At 71.6% G+C, this 15,525-nt stretch carries 11 protein-coding genes; 8 read left to right on the forward strand and 3 right to left on the reverse strand.

What is annotated here, in order from left to right; all coding sequences use genetic code 11:
• Positions 1-96: 96 nt before the first annotated feature.
• Positions 97-2,499, forward strand: coding sequence for a SpoIIE family protein phosphatase (locus CEB94_RS05905; protein WP_175431156.1), 2,403 nt, complete (start codon positions 97-99; stop codon positions 2,497-2,499).
• A gap of 6 nt (positions 2,500-2,505) precedes the next feature.
• Here CEB94_RS05905 and CEB94_RS05910 read toward each other — a convergent pair whose 3' ends face one another.
• Positions 2,506-3,411, reverse strand: coding sequence for an SDR family oxidoreductase (locus CEB94_RS05910; protein ID WP_175436908.1), 906 nt, complete (start codon positions 3,409-3,411; stop codon positions 2,506-2,508).
• 209 nt (positions 3,412-3,620) lie between these two features.
• Between CEB94_RS05910 and CEB94_RS05915 the strand changes: the two genes are divergently transcribed.
• Together CEB94_RS05915 and CEB94_RS05920 are read left to right on the forward strand one after the other, a co-directional pair.
• Entirely contained in the window at positions 3,621-4,934 is a 1,314-nt protein-coding gene (locus CEB94_RS05915) for an ATP-grasp domain-containing protein (protein ID WP_175431157.1), read from the forward strand.
• Positions 4,935-4,950: 16 nt separating this feature from the next.
• Entirely contained in the window at positions 4,951-6,990 is a 2,040-nt protein-coding gene (locus CEB94_RS05920; protein WP_175431158.1) for a CocE/NonD family hydrolase, read from the forward strand.
• Positions 6,991-7,000: 10 nt separating this feature from the next.
• Here CEB94_RS05920 and CEB94_RS05925 read toward each other — a convergent pair whose 3' ends face one another.
• The gene (locus CEB94_RS05925; RefSeq protein ID WP_175431159.1) at positions 7,001-7,924 is read right to left on the reverse strand and encodes a phosphotransferase family protein; all 924 of its coding nucleotides are present in this window, start codon (positions 7,922-7,924) and stop codon (positions 7,001-7,003) included.
• On the opposite strand from CEB94_RS05925, the gene CEB94_RS05930 reads away from it, so the two are divergent.
• Positions 7,883-8,302, forward strand: a complete 420-nt coding sequence (locus tag CEB94_RS05930; protein WP_425472539.1) for a DUF779 domain-containing protein — start codon at positions 7,883-7,885, stop codon at positions 8,300-8,302. The two genes, CEB94_RS05925 and CEB94_RS05930, sit on opposite strands and share 42 nt — an antisense overlap.
• A gap of 9 nt (positions 8,303-8,311) precedes the next feature.
• Positions 8,312-8,782 (forward strand): SRPBCC domain-containing protein, encoded by a 471-nt coding sequence (locus CEB94_RS05935; protein ID WP_175431160.1) that lies wholly within the window; start codon positions 8,312-8,314, stop codon positions 8,780-8,782.
• Positions 8,783-8,794: 12 nt separating this feature from the next.
• Here CEB94_RS05935 and CEB94_RS05940 read toward each other — a convergent pair whose 3' ends face one another.
• Positions 8,795-9,421, reverse strand: a complete 627-nt coding sequence (locus tag CEB94_RS05940) for a chorismate mutase (protein WP_175431161.1) — start codon at positions 9,419-9,421, stop codon at positions 8,795-8,797.
• Between the two features lie 372 nt (positions 9,422-9,793).
• Here CEB94_RS05940 and CEB94_RS05945 point away from each other — a divergent pair, with 372 nt between their 5' ends.
• The 3 genes from CEB94_RS05945 to CEB94_RS05955 all read left to right on the forward strand — a co-directional run bounded on the left by CEB94_RS05945 (position 9,794) and on the right by CEB94_RS05955 (position 15,435).
• Positions 9,794-12,655 carry a glycosyl hydrolase 115 family protein gene (locus tag CEB94_RS05945; RefSeq protein WP_175431162.1) on the forward strand — a complete coding sequence of 954 codons (2,862 nt, stop codon included), beginning with the start codon at positions 9,794-9,796 and terminating at the stop codon, positions 12,653-12,655.
• A 403-nt stretch (positions 12,656-13,058) separates the two neighbouring features.
• Positions 13,059-14,447 carry a cytochrome P450 gene (locus CEB94_RS05950; RefSeq protein WP_246111738.1) on the forward strand — a complete coding sequence of 463 codons (1,389 nt, stop codon included), beginning with the start codon at positions 13,059-13,061 and terminating at the stop codon, positions 14,445-14,447.
• Positions 14,431-15,435, forward strand: a complete 1,005-nt coding sequence (locus CEB94_RS05955) for a (-)-alpha-amorphene synthase (RefSeq protein ID WP_246111739.1) — start codon at positions 14,431-14,433, stop codon at positions 15,433-15,435. The genes CEB94_RS05950 and CEB94_RS05955 overlap by 17 nt, the downstream gene beginning before the upstream one ends.
• Positions 15,436-15,525 lie beyond the last annotated feature (90 nt).

Raw genomic sequence — 15,525 nt, forward strand, 5'->3', positions numbered from 1 at the left:
GCAGTGCCTGTCGGCAGACGAGCCTCAGCGCGTCGGTAGCGGGACAATCGGTGCAGGGAATCGTGAGCAGACCGGGGCGGCACATCCGGAGGCACCGTGGAGGGACGCGTACCGGAGGACTTGGCGGTCGTCGTCGACGCCGACGGGGCGATCATGGTGTGGAGCGACGGTGCTCGCCGCCTGCTGGGATACGAACCCGCCGAGCTCGTGGGCAGGCCCGTCACCGACCTGCTCGCCGCCGGGCTGCCGGAGTCCACGCGGCGGCACGCGGCCGACGGCCGGCGCTGGGCCGGTGAGGTGGCGCTGCGCCACCGGGACGGCGACCGCGTCGTGGTCCGGCTGCAGGGGACGCCGCTGCTGAATGCCAGGGGCGGGCGGCTCTGGCTCGTGACCGGCACCGTGCCGGTGTACACGCCGGCGCGGGCCGAGCACGGCACCCTGCCGCTGTGGGACCTCACGCTCGCCCAGCTCCCCGTGCCGGTGGCGGTCTACGACCGGGACGCCCGGCTGGTGGCCGCCAACGAGATCATGATCGAGGTCATGGGCAGGTCCGAGGAGGAGATGAGGGGCCTGACCCTGTGGGAGATCGAGCCGAACCCGCCCTTCGACACCTACGACCGCCTCCAGCGGGAGGTCCTGCGCACCGGCGAGATGATCTTCCATGAGGAGCACGGCCAGGCCCCGGGCGAGACCCGGCCGCACGCATGGTCCATGTTCCTGTCGCCGCTGAAGGACGAGGCCGGCGCGGTCCAGGGCCTCTCGGCGACCGTGTTCGACACGACGGAGCAGTACTGGGGTCGCCGCCGGCTGGCGGTGCTCAACGAGGCCAGTCTGCGGATCGGCAGCACCCTGGACGTGACCCGGACGGCCGAGGAGCTGGCCGAGGTGGCCGTGGCCGGGGGGTTCGCGGACTTCATCACCGTGGATCTGCTGGAGTCCGTCGCCCTCGGTGACGAGCCGGGACCGCTGCCGCCGGACACGCCGGTCAGCGTGCGGCGCACCGCGCAGCGGTCGGTGCTGGAGGGCTGCCCGGAGTCGGTGGTCGCCTCGGGCGAGACGACCCGCTACCCGGTGGGGACGCTGCCGCTGCGGACCCTGGGCGCCGACCGGGGCGCCCGGCACCGGCCGGGGGACCCGGAGCTGCGGGAGTGGCTCAGGGCCTCTCCCGGCCGTGCGGAGACCGTGTCCAAATACATGATCCACTCGGTGATGATGGTGCCGCTGCGCGCCCGCGGTGTGACGCTGGGCCTGGTGCACTTCCTGCGGCACCGGACGCCGGAGTGGTTCAGCGAGGACGATCTGCTGCTCGCGGAGGAGATCGTCGCCCGGGCGGCGGTGAGCGTGGACAACGCCCGCCGCTACACCCGTGAACGCCGCACGGCGCTGGCGCTCCAGCGCAGTCTGCTCCCCGAGCGGCCACCGGAGCTGGCGGCGATGGACGTCGCCTACCGCTATCTGCCGACCGGGGCCGGCGCGGACATCGGGGGCGACTGGTTCGACGTGATCCCGCTGTCCGGCGCCCGGGTCGCCCTGGTCGTGGGCGACGTGGTGGGCCACGGCATCCAGGCGTCGGCCACGATGGGCCGGCTGCGGACGGCCGTACGCACGCTCGCGGACGTCGACCTCGCACCCGACGAACTGCTCACCCAGCTGGACGACCTGGTCATCCGGCTGGACCGGGAGGAGGGCCCGGAGGCGCGCGGCGCGCAGGAGGCGTCCGGGCAGGTCGGCGCCACCTGTCTGTACGCGGTGTACGACCCGGTGTCCCGGCGCTGCACCATGGCGCGTGCCGGGCATCCGGCGCCCGCGCTGGTCACGCCCGGGGGCGAGGTGCGGTTCCTGGATCTGCCGGCCGGGCCTCCGCTGGGTCTGGGCGGCCTGCCGTTCGAGGCCGCCGAGGTGCGACTGGAGGAGAACAGCCTGCTCGCCCTCTACACCGACGGCCTGATCGAGGCGCCCGACCACGACATCGAGGTCGGGATCGGGCTGCTGCACCGAGCGCTGAGCGGCCCCGCGGGCACGCTCGACGAGACCTGCGACCGGGTGCTGCGCACCGTGCTGGCCGGCCGGCCCGAGGACGACATCGTGCTGATGCTGGCGCGGACGGCGATGCTGGGCGCCGGGAAGGTCCGCACCTGGCAGCTGCCGCCGGAGCCCACTGCCGTGGCCCGGGCCCGCAAGATGGCGGGCGAGCAGCTGGCCGAATGGGGGCTGACGGAGGCGGAGTTCGCCACCGAACTGATCGTCAGCGAGCTCGTCACCAACGCGCTGCGGTACGGCGGGGCCCCCATCGAGCTGCGGCTGATCCGCGACTCGACCCTCATCTGCGAGGTGTCCGACGGCAGCAACACCGCGCCGCATCTGCGCCGGGCCCGGGTCTTCGACGAGGGCGGACGGGGGCTGCTGCTCGTCGCCCAGCTCGCCGAGCGGTGGGGCAGCCGCCAGACGGCCACGGGCAAGACCATCTGGGCGGAGCAGCCCCTGCCCGCCGGGATGTGAGCCGGGCTACCGCGTGTCGACGATGCCGCCGGTCACCGCGATGACCTCGCCGACGGTGTAGCTGGAGTCGGCGTCGGAGGCGAGGTAGACGTACGTCGGTGCGATCTCCTCGGGTTGCGCCGCGCGTTCCAGAGGGGCCTCGCTGCCGATGTGGGCGAGCCCGTCCGGCGGCATGTGCGGGTCCGCCTCGTTGAGGGGAGTCCAGGTCGGGCCCGGTGCGACCACGTTGGCACGCACGCCCCGCTTGGCCAGGTGCACGGCGACGGACTTGGTCAGGGTGATCAGCGCGGCCTTGGACGCCGCGTAGTCGATCATCGTCGTACTGCCCTTGAGGGCCTCCTCGGTCGCGGTGGCGATGACCGCGTCGCCGGGCTCCAGATGGGGCAGGGCCGCCATGAGCAGGTGGAAGTACGCGTAGACGTTCGTCTTGAACGTCAGATCGAAGTCCTGCGCGGTCAACTGCTCCAGTTCCAGTTTGCTGTTGAGGTAGGCGGCATTGCTCACCAGGATGTTCAGCCCGCCGAGCTCCGCCGCCGTCCGTTCGACGGCCTCGCGGCAGAACGCCGGGTCGGTGAGGTCGCCGGGCAGCAGCAGACAGCGCCTGCCCTGCTCCTCGACCTCGCCGCGCACGCGCTCCGCGTCCACCCGCTCCTCGGGCAGATGGACGATGGCGACGTCGGCGCCCTCCCGCGCGTACAGCAGCGCCACGGCCCGTCCGATGCCGGAGTCGCCGCCGGTGATCAGCGCGGTCTTCCCCTCCAGCTTCCCGCTGGCCCGGTAACGGCTCGCCCGGTAGCGCGGCTTGGTGCGCATGTCGGCCTCGAGGCCGGGGCGCTGCTGCTTGTCGGAGTCGTAGGGCGGGTCCGGCTCGGACACGACCTGGGGTGCGGACTTTTCCTGCTCGGGCTGCACAACTTCCCCTTTGCCGGTGTCGTCCACGGCGCGGCCCGCTTCACCGGCCACGCCGTCCTTGCCCGGGCCGCGTTCCCAGAACGGCGGCAGGCATGTCCCGGTCGCCCGGAACGGGCGCGATGCCCGGACCGGAATGCCGACGGGCACGACGGGTACTCCGTCGATCTTGCAAGCCGGCCTTCGGGCCGTACGCCGTCGGAAGGAGAGCCGTGTCTGACGAGACGGTGAAGAACGTCTTCGTGATCGGGCTCGACGAGGCCAATCTGCCCACGCTCCAGCAGGTCCCAGGAGCCGACCGGCTGCGTTTTCACCAGCTGCTGAGGGTCGAGGAACTCCAGGTCGGCGAGGTGCACCTGCCCACGCTGCTCGACAAGGCCCAGGGCGTGCTCGACGCGTTCGACGGCAGCATCGACGCGATCGTCGGCTACTGGGACTTCCCGGTCAGCACCCTCGTCCCGATGCTGAGCGAGCGCTACGGCACCCGCAGCACCAGCCTGGAGTCGGTGGTCAAGTGCGAGCACAAGTACTGGAGCCGGCTGGAGCAGCAGAAGGCCACCGACCGGCACCCGCGCTTCGGCCAGGTCGACCTGTCGGCCGAGCCGCCGCGCCCGCCGGAGAACGTGAGCTACCCGATGTGGCTCAAGCCCGCCCTCTCGTACTCGTCCGAACTCGCCTTCGGGGTGGATGACGAAGAGGAGTTCCGCAAGGCCGTCACCGAGATCCGCGACGGCATATCCCGCATCGGCCGCCCCTTCGAGCACATCCTCGAACGCATCGACCTGCCGCCGGAGATGCACGGCGTGGGCGGCCGGGTCTGTCTCGCGGAGGAGGCGATGTCCGGCGTCCAGGTCGCCGTCGAGGGCTACGTCCATCAGGGCGAGGTGACGATCTACGGGGTCCTGGACTCCATCCAGTACCCGGACTCCCCCTGCTTCCTGCGCCACCAGTACCCCTCGATGCTGCCGCCCCCGGTCATCGCCCGGCTGCACGACGTCAGCGAGCGGGTGATGCGGCAGATCGGGATGGACTCGGCCACCTTCAGCATCGAGTACTTCTACGACCCGCGGACCCAGGAGATCAACCTGCTGGAGATCAACCCCCGGCACTCCCAGTCGCACGCGGAGCTGTTCCAGTACGTCGACGGCGTGCCCAACCACCACTGCATGGTCAGCCTCGCCCTCGGTGAGGACCCGCACATGCCGCACCGCGAGGGCCCGTACGCGATGGCGGCGAAGTGGTACCACCGCTGGTTCACCGACGGTGTGGTGCGCCGGGTGCCGAGCCCCGAGGACATCGCCCGCATCGAGCGGGAGACCCCGGGCGTGCGCATCGAGGTGATCCCCGAGCAGGGCGACCGGCTCTCGGAGCTCCCCGGGCAGGACAGCTACAGCTACGAGCTGGCGCACATCTACACCGGCGGTGCCGACGAGGCGGAGCTGCGGGAGAAGTTCGACCACTGCGTGGCCGCCCTGGGCCTGGCCTTCGAGGACGCCCCGTCCGAGGCCGAAGCCACGCGAAAGTGAGGAGCACGTCACTTCCATGCGTTACGTGACCAACCTGCCGTACGAGACGAAGGAAGAAGAGCACGTCACGATCCCGATGTCCGACGGGGTCCGGCTCTCCGCGCACATCTGGCGCCCCACCGCCTCGGACCAGGAGCCGGTGCCGGCGGTACTGGAGTACATCCCGTACCGCAAGCGCGATCTGACGGCCGTACGGGACTCCGTCCACCATCCCTACCTCGCCGGGCACGGCTACGCCTGTGTCCGCGTCGACCTGCGCGGCACCGGCGACTCGGAGGGCGTGCTGCGCGACGAGTACCTGGAGCGGGAGCAGGCGGACGCCGAGGAGATCCTGGCCTGGCTCGCGGAGCAGCCCTGGTGCGACGGCGGCACCGGCATGATGGGCATCTCCTGGGGCGCGTTCGCGGCGCTCCAGGTGGCGGCCCGTCGGCCGCCGAGCCTGAAGGCCATCGCCATCGCCTCGTTCACCGACGACCGGCACGCCGACGACATGCACTACATGGGCGGCGCCCTGCTGTCGGACAACCTCGCCGAGGCGGGCACCATGTTCGCCTACGGCACCTGTCCGCCCGACCCGGCCGTGGTCGGCGACCGCTGGCGCGAGATGTGGCACGAGCGGCTGGAGAACACCGAGCCCTGGGTGCTGGAGTGGCTGCGCCACCAGCGGCGCGACGACTACTGGCGGCACGCCTCGGTGTGCGAGGACTACGCGAGTGTGCGCTGTCCGGTCCTGGCCTCCAGCGGCTGGGCGGACGGCTACTCCAACGCCGTGACCCGGCTGCTCGGGAACCTGGACGTGCCCCGCAAGGGGCTGATCGGACCCTGGTCGCACAAGTTCCCCCACCTCGGGGAGCCCGGCCCCGCGATCGGCTACCTCCAGGAACTCGTGCGGTGGTGGGACCACTGGCTGAAGGGCGTCGACAATGGCGTCATGGACGGGCCCATGCTCCAGGCGTGGATGCAGGACAGCGTGCCGCCCTCCACGTCCTACGAGGAGCGGCCCGGCCGCTGGGTCGGCGAGCCGGACTGGCCGTCCCCGCACATCCGGCCCGAGAGGCACCCGCTCACCCGGCACACGATCGGACCCGCGCAGGACACTGCGGCGGCGCCCTCCGAGGGCGGTGAGGCGATGACCGTGCGCTCCCCGCTGTCCGTCGGGCAGTTCGCGGGCAAGTGGGCCTCCTACAACGCGCCGCCGGACCTGCCCTACGACCAGCGGGAGGAGGACGGCGGTTCGCTCGTCTTCGACACCGAGCCGCTGACCGAGCCGGTGGAGATCCTCGGCTCGCCGAGCGTGGAGCTCGACCTGTCGGTCAGCGAGCCGGTGGCCCTGGTGGCCGCGCGGCTGTCCGACGTGAGCCCCGACGGCGCCGCGACGCGCGTCTCCTACGGCATCCTCAATCTGACCCGCCGTGACAGCACCGAATCGCCCGAGCCGTTGGAGCCGGGCCGGCGCTACCGCGCCACCGTCCCGCTGAACGGCGTCGCGCAGGCGTTCCCGCCGGGCCATCGCATCCGGCTGTCCCTGTCGACGTCGTACTGGCCGCTGGCCTGGCCGGCGCCGAAGCCGGCCCTGCTGAGCATCCACGAGCACTCCAGCGCGCTCACCCTGCCGGTGCGACCGGTCGACGAGCCCGACGAGGTGCCCTCGTCCCCCTTCGGCGAACCCGAGGGCACTCCCCCGCTCGCCATGAGCCAGGTGACGCCCCCGGAGGAGCGCTGGGAGGTCAAGCGGGACCTGATCGGCTACCACTCCGAGCTGGACATCGTGAAGGACCGGGGCACGGTCCGCTTCGAGGACATCGGCCTGGAGGCCGGCCGCCGCGCCCACGAGCGCTACACGGCGGTGGCCGACGACTTCACCTCGGTCGGCGGCGAGACCACGTGGACCATGCGGTTCCAGCGGGACGACTGGGACGTGCGGGTGGTCACCCACACCCAGCTCACGTGTGACGAGACGGACTTCTTCGTCGACGCGACCCTCGACGCGTACGAGGCCGACCGCCGGGTCTTCTCCCGCACCTGGAACGAGAAGGTCCCCCGCGACCTGCTGTAGTCCGCCCGCGTCACCTCAGCCGCGCGGCGCACCAGCGGAAGTGGCCGTCGTGCGGGCCCATGCCGAAGAGGTCGTACGTGATGAGGGCGTAGGCCCTCCGGTAGAGGACCAGAACCTCTTCGGCATGGCCCAGTTCCCGGGCGAAGAGGCGGCTCAGTTCGGTGGTGTGGTGGGCGGCATGGGGCCCGTACATGTCCCAGACCGCTGCCGTGACCGCGGCCTCGAAGGCGGGGTCGCCGGCGGTGGTGCAGAAGCCGAAGTCGAGGACGGCGACCGGGTGTCCGGCCTCGTCCACATGGATGTTGGGCGGCACCAGGTCGCCGTGGATGACGCTGTCGGCCTGGTCGGGCAGCGCCCGCAGCGAGGCGGCCGTGCGGGACACGACGTCCGCCAGGCCGGGGACCCGCGCGGCAAGGGCGTCCCGGTTCCGGCCCGCGGCCCGCTCCACGAGGGCGGCGAGCGCGTCCGAGAAGCGGGAGTGTCCCTGCCAGAGGGGCCGGTCGTCCCCCTGGACCACCAGGCGCCGCATGGTCTCGGTACCCGGGACGGACGCCAGTGCGCGCAGGACGGTGAGCAGGGCGTCGGTCTCCCGGCGGTGCAGGTCACGGGCGGGCGGGTCGCCGTCTGCGCCGGAGCGCGACGGGCGCCCGCGGAGCTCGCGTTCATAGCTGACGAGCACGCCGTCGCACTCCTCGGCGTCGAGGATCTCGGGGGTGCCGAAGGGCAGGGGATGCTCGGCGATGTCGGCGTAGAGCCGTCGGGTGAGGCCGAAGTCCTCGGGAGTGCGTCCGGCCCACACCTTCGCGACGGTCCCGTCCTGGAGCCGGTAGACGGTTCCCTCCATGCCGGAGGCGAGCCGCCGTGCACGGGGGTATCCGCGGCGGGCGAAGTACTGAACCCAGCGGTCGCTCTCGTGCGCGTCGGTTTCGATCATGCCCGGCATTCAAGCAGGGCCCACGAGAGCGGGCAGGCGCCGCCCCCGGACGCACGGCCGGTGATGTCCCACCAGTCCGGCGGTTGCTGCGACGGCAGCGCCCCGATGCGCTACCCGCGCGGCGAGTTCCGGGTCGGCGCCTCGGACGTCCTGCTGGGGCACGTGGCCGGGGGCACCCCGTTCTGGATGACCACGGACCAGTTCACGTACTGGTCGCACACCCATCTCACCGTGGACGTGGTCCCCGGCCGTGGCAGCGGCTTCTCGCTGGAGGCTCCGGAGGGCGTCCGCTTCCTGCTCCGCTCCCACCTCCTCACCGACGAGGAACTGTGCCGCCCCGACTCGCAACCGCCCCTGCCGAACGGGGCGGCCCCCTAGGCTGGTCCCGTGTACACGTCCCGGGTCTTCGGCCATGTCGACGCTCCCCGTGCCGCCGTCTACCGGGCGCTGGTGAGCGCGGAGGCGATCGCGCGCTGGCGGGTGCCGGACGGGATGAGCGGTGAGGTGCACGAGTTCGACGCCCGCGAGGGCGGCGGGTTCCGTGTCTCGCTCACCTACGAGGCACCGGACGCCTCCGGGAAGTCGGCCGCGCACACCGACACCTACCACGGCCACTTCGCGCGGCTGGTGCCGGACGAGCAGGTGGTCGAGGTGCTCGAGTTCGAGGCCGCCGACCCCGCGCTGCGCGGCGCCATGACGCTGACGACCACGCTCACCGACGCGGAGGGCGGCGGCACCGACGTCCTCATGGTCCACGAGGGCATCCCCGACGCCGTGTCCGCCGGCGACAACGAGACGGGCACGCGCATGGCCCTGGCGAACCTGGCCCGGCTCGTCGAGGCCGACGGCTCCCTCTGAACGGCAGGGGGCCTACCAGGACCCGGCACACACCGACGGCAGCGCCCGTCCGAGTCCCTCCAGGTGCAGGGCGTCGAGCCGGTGCGTGGAGGCGGACCAGCCGGCTGCCGTGGCCAGGCGCGGACCGCACGACGGCACGGCCCGGGCCCGCTCCGTGTCCCGCAGTGCGGCCAGCAGCCCGGTGGTGATGCGGTCGAGGGCCGGTCGGACCTCCTTGGCCAGGTCGGGGCGCTCGGTGGGGCGCTCGCCCGGGTTCGCGTCCCAGCGGGCGTACAGACCGCGCTGCACCAGCTTGTTCGCCTCGATCTGGTCCCGGAACACGGCGGCCACGGCGTCCGGGTCGAGCCCGAGGGTGGCTGCCCGGGTCCGGACGTCGTCCAGGATCTGCGCCTCGCGCACCGGGTCGTCGATCGGCGTGTCCGTGCCGTACTTGGCGGCGGCGACCTTGTCGGCCAGCAGCAGCCGCTGGGCGAACAGGTCGGTCACCGAGGTGAGGCCGTGGGCGGCGGCCATCCGGCGGGCGGGAGCGGGCCGTTGGATGTCGGCGGTGGCCGGGCCGGCCGGGCCGAGTGCCACAGTGGCCGCCGTCGCGACGGCGCTGAGGACGGTGAGAGCGGAACGAAGACGTCGAGGGCGCACCGGATTGACCTTCCGTGGGGGCGAGGCAAGCGCCAACCTACCGATCGCCCTCGGGACGCACGACGGCGCCGGCCCCTGCACGCGCACCGGCAGCTGCCCCATGTCCCGCCGTGTACCGCGTGGTCGGCAGGGATCCTCATGACGGATGCGGTGCAACAGCAGACCCACCGCCCACATCTGGACGCCCCCATGTGGCCTCGCCTAGGGTGCAGCGGCAAGCGCTTTCTAGCCTGCCCATGCCAATCCCCTGTGCGCGCAGCCCCGCCGACGGCCCGTACGAGGAACCGCCGCGGAGCCGGCGCGGAAAGGCAGTGCCCAGTGCCGCAGAGACCGTCGTTCCCTTTCGTGACCCGCAAGTCCTTCTTACGGGGGATGGCAGCCGCAGGCGCCGCCCCCCTGCTTCCCGTCGCCGCTGCCGAGGCCGCTCCCTCGGTCCACCGCTCCGACTTCCCCCTGCTCCGGGACGGCACCGCCGTGGACGTGTTCGTGGACGCGGCGGACGACCCCGCCGTCATCCGCGCGGCCGGCGACCTCCAGGCGGACATGGAGCGCGTCGGCGGCGTGCGACCACGGCTCCTGCACACCGTGCCACCGCGCGCCGAACTCCTGGTCCTGGTGGGAACGATCGGCGCGAGCCCGGTGATCGACCGGCTCATCGGGCAGAGACGCCTGGACGTCTCCCGGGTGAAGGGACGCTGGGAGGCGTCCGTCACCCAGGTCGTGGACCGCCCGCTGCCCGGAGTGGGACGTGCCCTGGTCATCGCCGGAAGCGATCGCCGCGGCACGGTCTACGGCGTCTACGACACCTCGGAACGCATCGGCGTCTCACCCTGGTACTGGTGGGCCGACGTCCCGGTGGCCCGCCGTGACACGGTGACGGTCCCGGCGGGCCCGTTCGTCCGCCGGGAACCCGCCGTCCGCTACCGGGGCATCTTCATCAACGACGAGCAGAACCTCACCACCTGGTCCCACCGCACCCAGGAGCCGGACAAGAACATCGGCCCGAAGACCTACGAGCGGGTCTTCGAGCTGCTCCTGCGCCTCAAGGCCAACTACCTCTGGCCCGCGATGCACCCCTACTCCGACTTCTTCAACAAGCACCGCGAGAATCCCGAACTGGCGGAGCGCTACGGCATCGTGGTCGGCTCCAGCCACCCCGAGGCCATGCTGCGCAACGGCGTCCACGAATGGGAGCCGTGGGCCGAGGAGCACCGGGCCGAAGACGGCACGCTCCCCCTCTACGACTACACGGTGAACCCCTCGGTCATCTCCGACTACTGGCGGGCCCGGGCCCGACAGAACGCCGCCTACGAGAGCAGCTGGACGATCGGCATGCGGGGCCTGCACGACTCCGCGCTGGAGACGAAGTACGCCACCACCGTCCCGGAGAAGGTCCTGGTGATGAACGACATCATCGCCGACCAGCGCCGCATCCTGGCCGAGGAGGTGGGCCCGGCCGCCGAGCCGCAGATCTTCATCCCGTACAAGGAGGTCCTGGAGCTGTACAACGCGGGCGTCCAGGTGCCCGACGACGTCACGCTGATCTGGCCGGACGACAACCACGGCAACATGCGCCAGCTCCCCAACGACGCCGAGCGCCGCCGCCCCGGCGGCAACGGCATCTACTACCACCTCTCCTACTGGGGCCGCCCCCGCAGCTATCTGTGGCTGGACACCACCCAGCTGAGCAAGGTGTGGCAGGAGCTGCGCCGGGTCCACGAGCACCAGGTGGACCGCATGTGGATCTTCAACGTCGGTGACATCAAGTCGATCGAGACAGGACTGTCCTTCTGCCTGGACATGGCCTGGGACGTGGACCGCTGGGGCCCCGACAACGTCGAGGACTTCCTCGTGGAGTGGGCCGGGCGCCAGTTCGGCCGGCGGTACGGCTCGGAGATCGCCGCGATCCGCACCGAGTACTACCGCCTGGCGGCGCAGCGGCGCCCGGAGTTCATCGACAAGGCGGTCTTCTCGACGGTGCACCACGGCGACGAGGCGGGCCGGCGCATGACGGCATACGAGCAGTTACTGGACCGCGCGCGGCGCCTCGGTGCGAAGCTGCCCGAGGCCTACCGGGACGCCTACTACGAGCTGGTCGAATACCCCGTCCACGGCGCCTGGCTGATGAACCTGAAGTACTACTGGGCGGACCGCAACGCGCTCGCCGTCCGTCAGGGCCGCGGGGCGGGCACGAACCGTTTCGCCGACCTGGCCGAGGCGGCGCACGCCGAGGAGCAGGCGATCACCCGTCGCTACAACACCGAGATCGCGGGCGGGAAGTGGGACGGCATCGTCAACCCCTACCCGTCCCAGATCCCGAAGGCACCGGGCCGCCCGGCCGTGACCCGGGTCCCCCGGCAGGAGACGTCGGGTCTGGGCCTGGCCTCGGAGGGCAACGAGACGGGAGCCGACCGCCCGTTGTCGTTCTCCTCCTACACCCGTGACCGCCGCTTCGTGGACGTCTTCAACACCGGCTTCCTGCCGCTGGAGTGGCGGGCCGAGCCGAGCGCTCCATGGATCCGGCTGAGCACGACGGGAGGGGAACTCACGGACCAGGTCCGGGTGTGGGCCGAGATCGACTGGCCGCGGGTGCCGGAGGGCACCCACCGCCCGACGCTGGCCTTCACCGGTGCCGGGCGGAGCATTCAGGTGCCGCTGCTCGTGGTCAACGACGGGGAACGGGCGCGCCGGCGCGCCCGCGGCTTCGTGGAGGCCCACGGCTATGTGTCGATCGACGCCGCGCACTTCGACCGCGAGGTGCCGCGGAGCGGGGCGCGGTGGCGGATCGTCCGCGGGCTGGGCCGCCGTACGGCCGCCGTCGAGGCGGTACCGACGACGGCGCAGCCGATCACCGAGGACCTCACCACCCGGTCACCGGAGCTGCGGTACCGGCTCCGTTTCACCACGGCCGGCACGTTCCCGGTGACGGTCTTCCGGCTGCCCTCCCTCGACGAGCGCGGCAAGCGGCGCCTCGCGGTCGGCCTCGACGACCAGCCCCCGACGGTCCTGTCGGGCCAGGCCATCGCCACCGGCAACCGGGGAGACGCCTGGGCCCGCAATGTGGAGGAGGGCATCGAGAAGCTGACGGCCCGGGTGACCGTGTCCGCTCCCGGTGAGCATGTGCTGAGGGTGTTCATGGTGGATCCGGGGATGGCCGTGGACCAGATCGTGATCGACACGGGTGGACTGGCGGGCGGGTATCTGGCGCCGCCCGAGAGTTACCGCCGCGACTGACCGGGGTGGACCGGGCGCAGTCGTCCGTCGGCCATGACTGCCGCCCGGTCCTTCACCACCGCGTTCTTCTCCGGATCCGTGTACACGGAAAAGACGTATGGACGCTCCGAGGAACCCGAGTGACGGAAGAAGACCGCCTGTCGCGGGACGTGCATCGGAAGTGATTCACCCAGCGCTTCCCTGTGCACCCGTGCGCCCCCCTGGAGAAAGGGTTCGCCAAGTCGGCGGAAGGCTTGGACTGGGCAGGACATGGTGCAAGCGCCACGTCGGTGAAACGTCACCGTTTTCCCTGGTCGACTGAAGCAGGTGGTATTCGATGAACGGCTGCGTTCCTGAATCGGAACAGGCATGGACGGTTGGTACTGCTCCAGGCATATTCCCATCCATCGGCCACGGTATCGCCTTGTTCCGCCGGCCGCTGGAGTTTCTGAATTCTCTTCCCGCGCAGGGCGATCTGGTCGAGATACGCCTGGGCCCCCAGCGGGCGTGGATGGTGTGCCACCCGGAGCTGGTCCACCGGATGCTCCGGGACACCCGCACGTTCGACAAGGGCGGACCGCAGTACGAGAGGCTGCGGGCCCTGATGGGCGACGGCGTCGTCACCTGCCCGCATGCGGAGCACCGGCGTCAGCGCCGATTGCTGCAACCCACCTTCCGCCCTTCCAGCGTCGCCGCGCAGACGGACCTGATGGCCGAGGAGGCCGAGTCGCTGTGCCGTGAGTGGCGCAGTGGGCAGAGGGTCGACGTCAGTGCGGCCACACTGAGCCTGACGACTCGGTTGATCAGCCGGCTCCTGATGTCCGACTCGCTCGGTCCCGCCGCGGCCGACGAGGTGCGGCACTGCCTCGCCGCCATCGTCCGCGGCCTGTTCGTGCGCACGGTCGTTCCGGTCGACGCCCTGTTCCGTCTTCCCACGCCCGCGAACCGCCGCTACCGGCGTGCGGTGGAGCGGGTGGGCGAGCTCATCGACGCGGCCATCGCCGAGCGCCGCCGGGGCACCGCGCGCGACGATCTGCTGGGCCTCCTGCTGGCCGCCGCCGAGGCGGGGGACGACGGGATCCCGGTCACCGATCGCGAGGTCCACGACCAGTTGGTGTCCCTGCTGCTCACCGGTTCCGAGAGCCCTTCGATGTGCCTGGCCTCCACCTTCGGCCTCCTGGCCCAGCACCCGGACGTGGAGCGGCGACTGCACGCCGAGGTCGACACCGTCCTCGGCGGCCGGTTACCGGACGTCGACGACCTGCCGCGTCTGGTCTACACCCGGTCCGTCCTCACGGAGACGCTGCGCCACTCCCCTCCCGGCTGGCTCTTCACGCGGATCACGACCCGGGAGACGGAGCTGGCCGGACGGCGGCTGGCGCGGGGAACCACGGTTTTGTACAGCCCCTATCTCCTGCACCACGACCCCGCGTCGTTCCCCGAGCCCGACCGGTTCCTGCCCGAGCGCTGGCTCGAGGGCGAGACCGCCGCCGGTCCGCACGGAGCGCTGATCCCGTTCGCCGCGGGCAACCGCAAGTGCATCGGCGACCTGTTCTCCATGGCCGAGATGACGGTGGCCCTGGCGACCATCGCCGGTCGCTGGCGGCTACGGCATCCGGCCGGGCGCATCGCACCACCGCGCCCCGGGGCGACGCTGGGACCGAGGTCCCTGACAATGATCTGCACCTCACGGGCGGACACACCGGGCGGCACCGCGCCGCACGCCGTCGCCCTCGCACCCGGCGCCCCGACGGCGGCGTCCGGGGTGGAGAAGACCCGGAGGAACGGTGACAACGGTGTCCACCACGCATGAGGAAAGGGCGACCGTCGCGCAGGACGTGATTGCCCCCACCACCTTGGTCGAGCTGATCGACGCTCACCTCTACATGCCGTTCCCGTTCCGGCGCAATCCCCACGAGCCGGCGGCCGCGGCAGGTGTCGACCAGTGGCTGCGCGCGACCGGGCTGAGCGAGGAACCGGGGGTCTCGGCCATGATCTCCCACACCCGCCCGGCCGAGCTCGCGTCCTACAACAGCCCTGATGCCGACCCCGGCGTTCTCCAACTCGTCGCCCATCAGATCGCCTACCAGTTCGTCTTCGACGACCGGGCCGAGGAGGTCGGCCGGCACCGGCCCGGCCGGCTGCTGCCCATGCTGTGCGAGTCCATCGCGATCCTGCGGGACGGCGCACCCCCCGGCACCCCGCTGGGAGCGGCCCTGTCCGACCTGTACCGGCAGATCCGCGAACGGTGCACACCGGCACAGGCCGCGCGCTGGGCGTGGAAGAGCCGTGAGTACGTGCACGGACTGCTCTACGAGGCGGTGGCCCAGGCCCACCCCTCCCCCGTACCGGCCGGGCTGTGCACCTCGATACGGTCTCTCACCGCGGGCGTCGAGCCCTTCTACCCACTGTGCGAAGCCGCGCAGCCGTGCGAGCTGACCTCCGGGGAACTCCATCACCCGCTCATGCCGCGCCTCAGCCGGCTGTCGGCCGACGCGGCGGTGTGGATCCCCGATCTCTTCTCCGCGGTCAAGGAACAACGGTCCGGCGAGCTGATCAACCTGGCCCTCGCCTACCAACGGGCCCACCAGTGTCCCCTGCCGACGGCCGTCACCCTGGCCATCCAGCAGATCAACCGCACGATCCGCGAGTTCGAGAGGCTCTACGACGAGATCAAACCGGAGTTGAGCCCTTCGGGCGTCGGCTATGTGGAAGGCATGGCCGGCTGGATCCGCGGCTGCTACTACTGGTCCCGCACTGTGCCGCGCTACGCGGACGCGGCGGCCCCGGCCCTGGGGTGAGGGAGCGCTTCGTGAGGCCGCGGGGCGGGTGCCCATTCGAGCCACGGTACCCGCACAGCCCCCGCTTCACGCGGCTATAGCAGGTCATTC

This window comes from Streptomyces hawaiiensis (genome assembly GCF_004803895.1).
GTDB classification, from domain to species: Bacteria; Actinomycetota; Actinomycetes; order Streptomycetales; family Streptomycetaceae; genus Streptomyces; species Streptomyces hawaiiensis.

Coding starts and splice junctions, on each gene's coding strand:
- CEB94_RS05920 (WP_175431158.1), top strand. CDS start 4,951: ATGCGTTACGTGACCAACCTGCCGTACGAGACGAAGGAAGAAGAGCAC.
- CEB94_RS05925 (WP_175431159.1), bottom strand. CDS start 7,924: ATGATCGAAACCGACGCGCACGAGAGCGACCGCTGGGTTCAGTACTTC.
- CEB94_RS05945 (WP_175431162.1), top strand. CDS start 9,794: ATGGCAGCCGCAGGCGCCGCCCCCCTGCTTCCCGTCGCCGCTGCCGAG.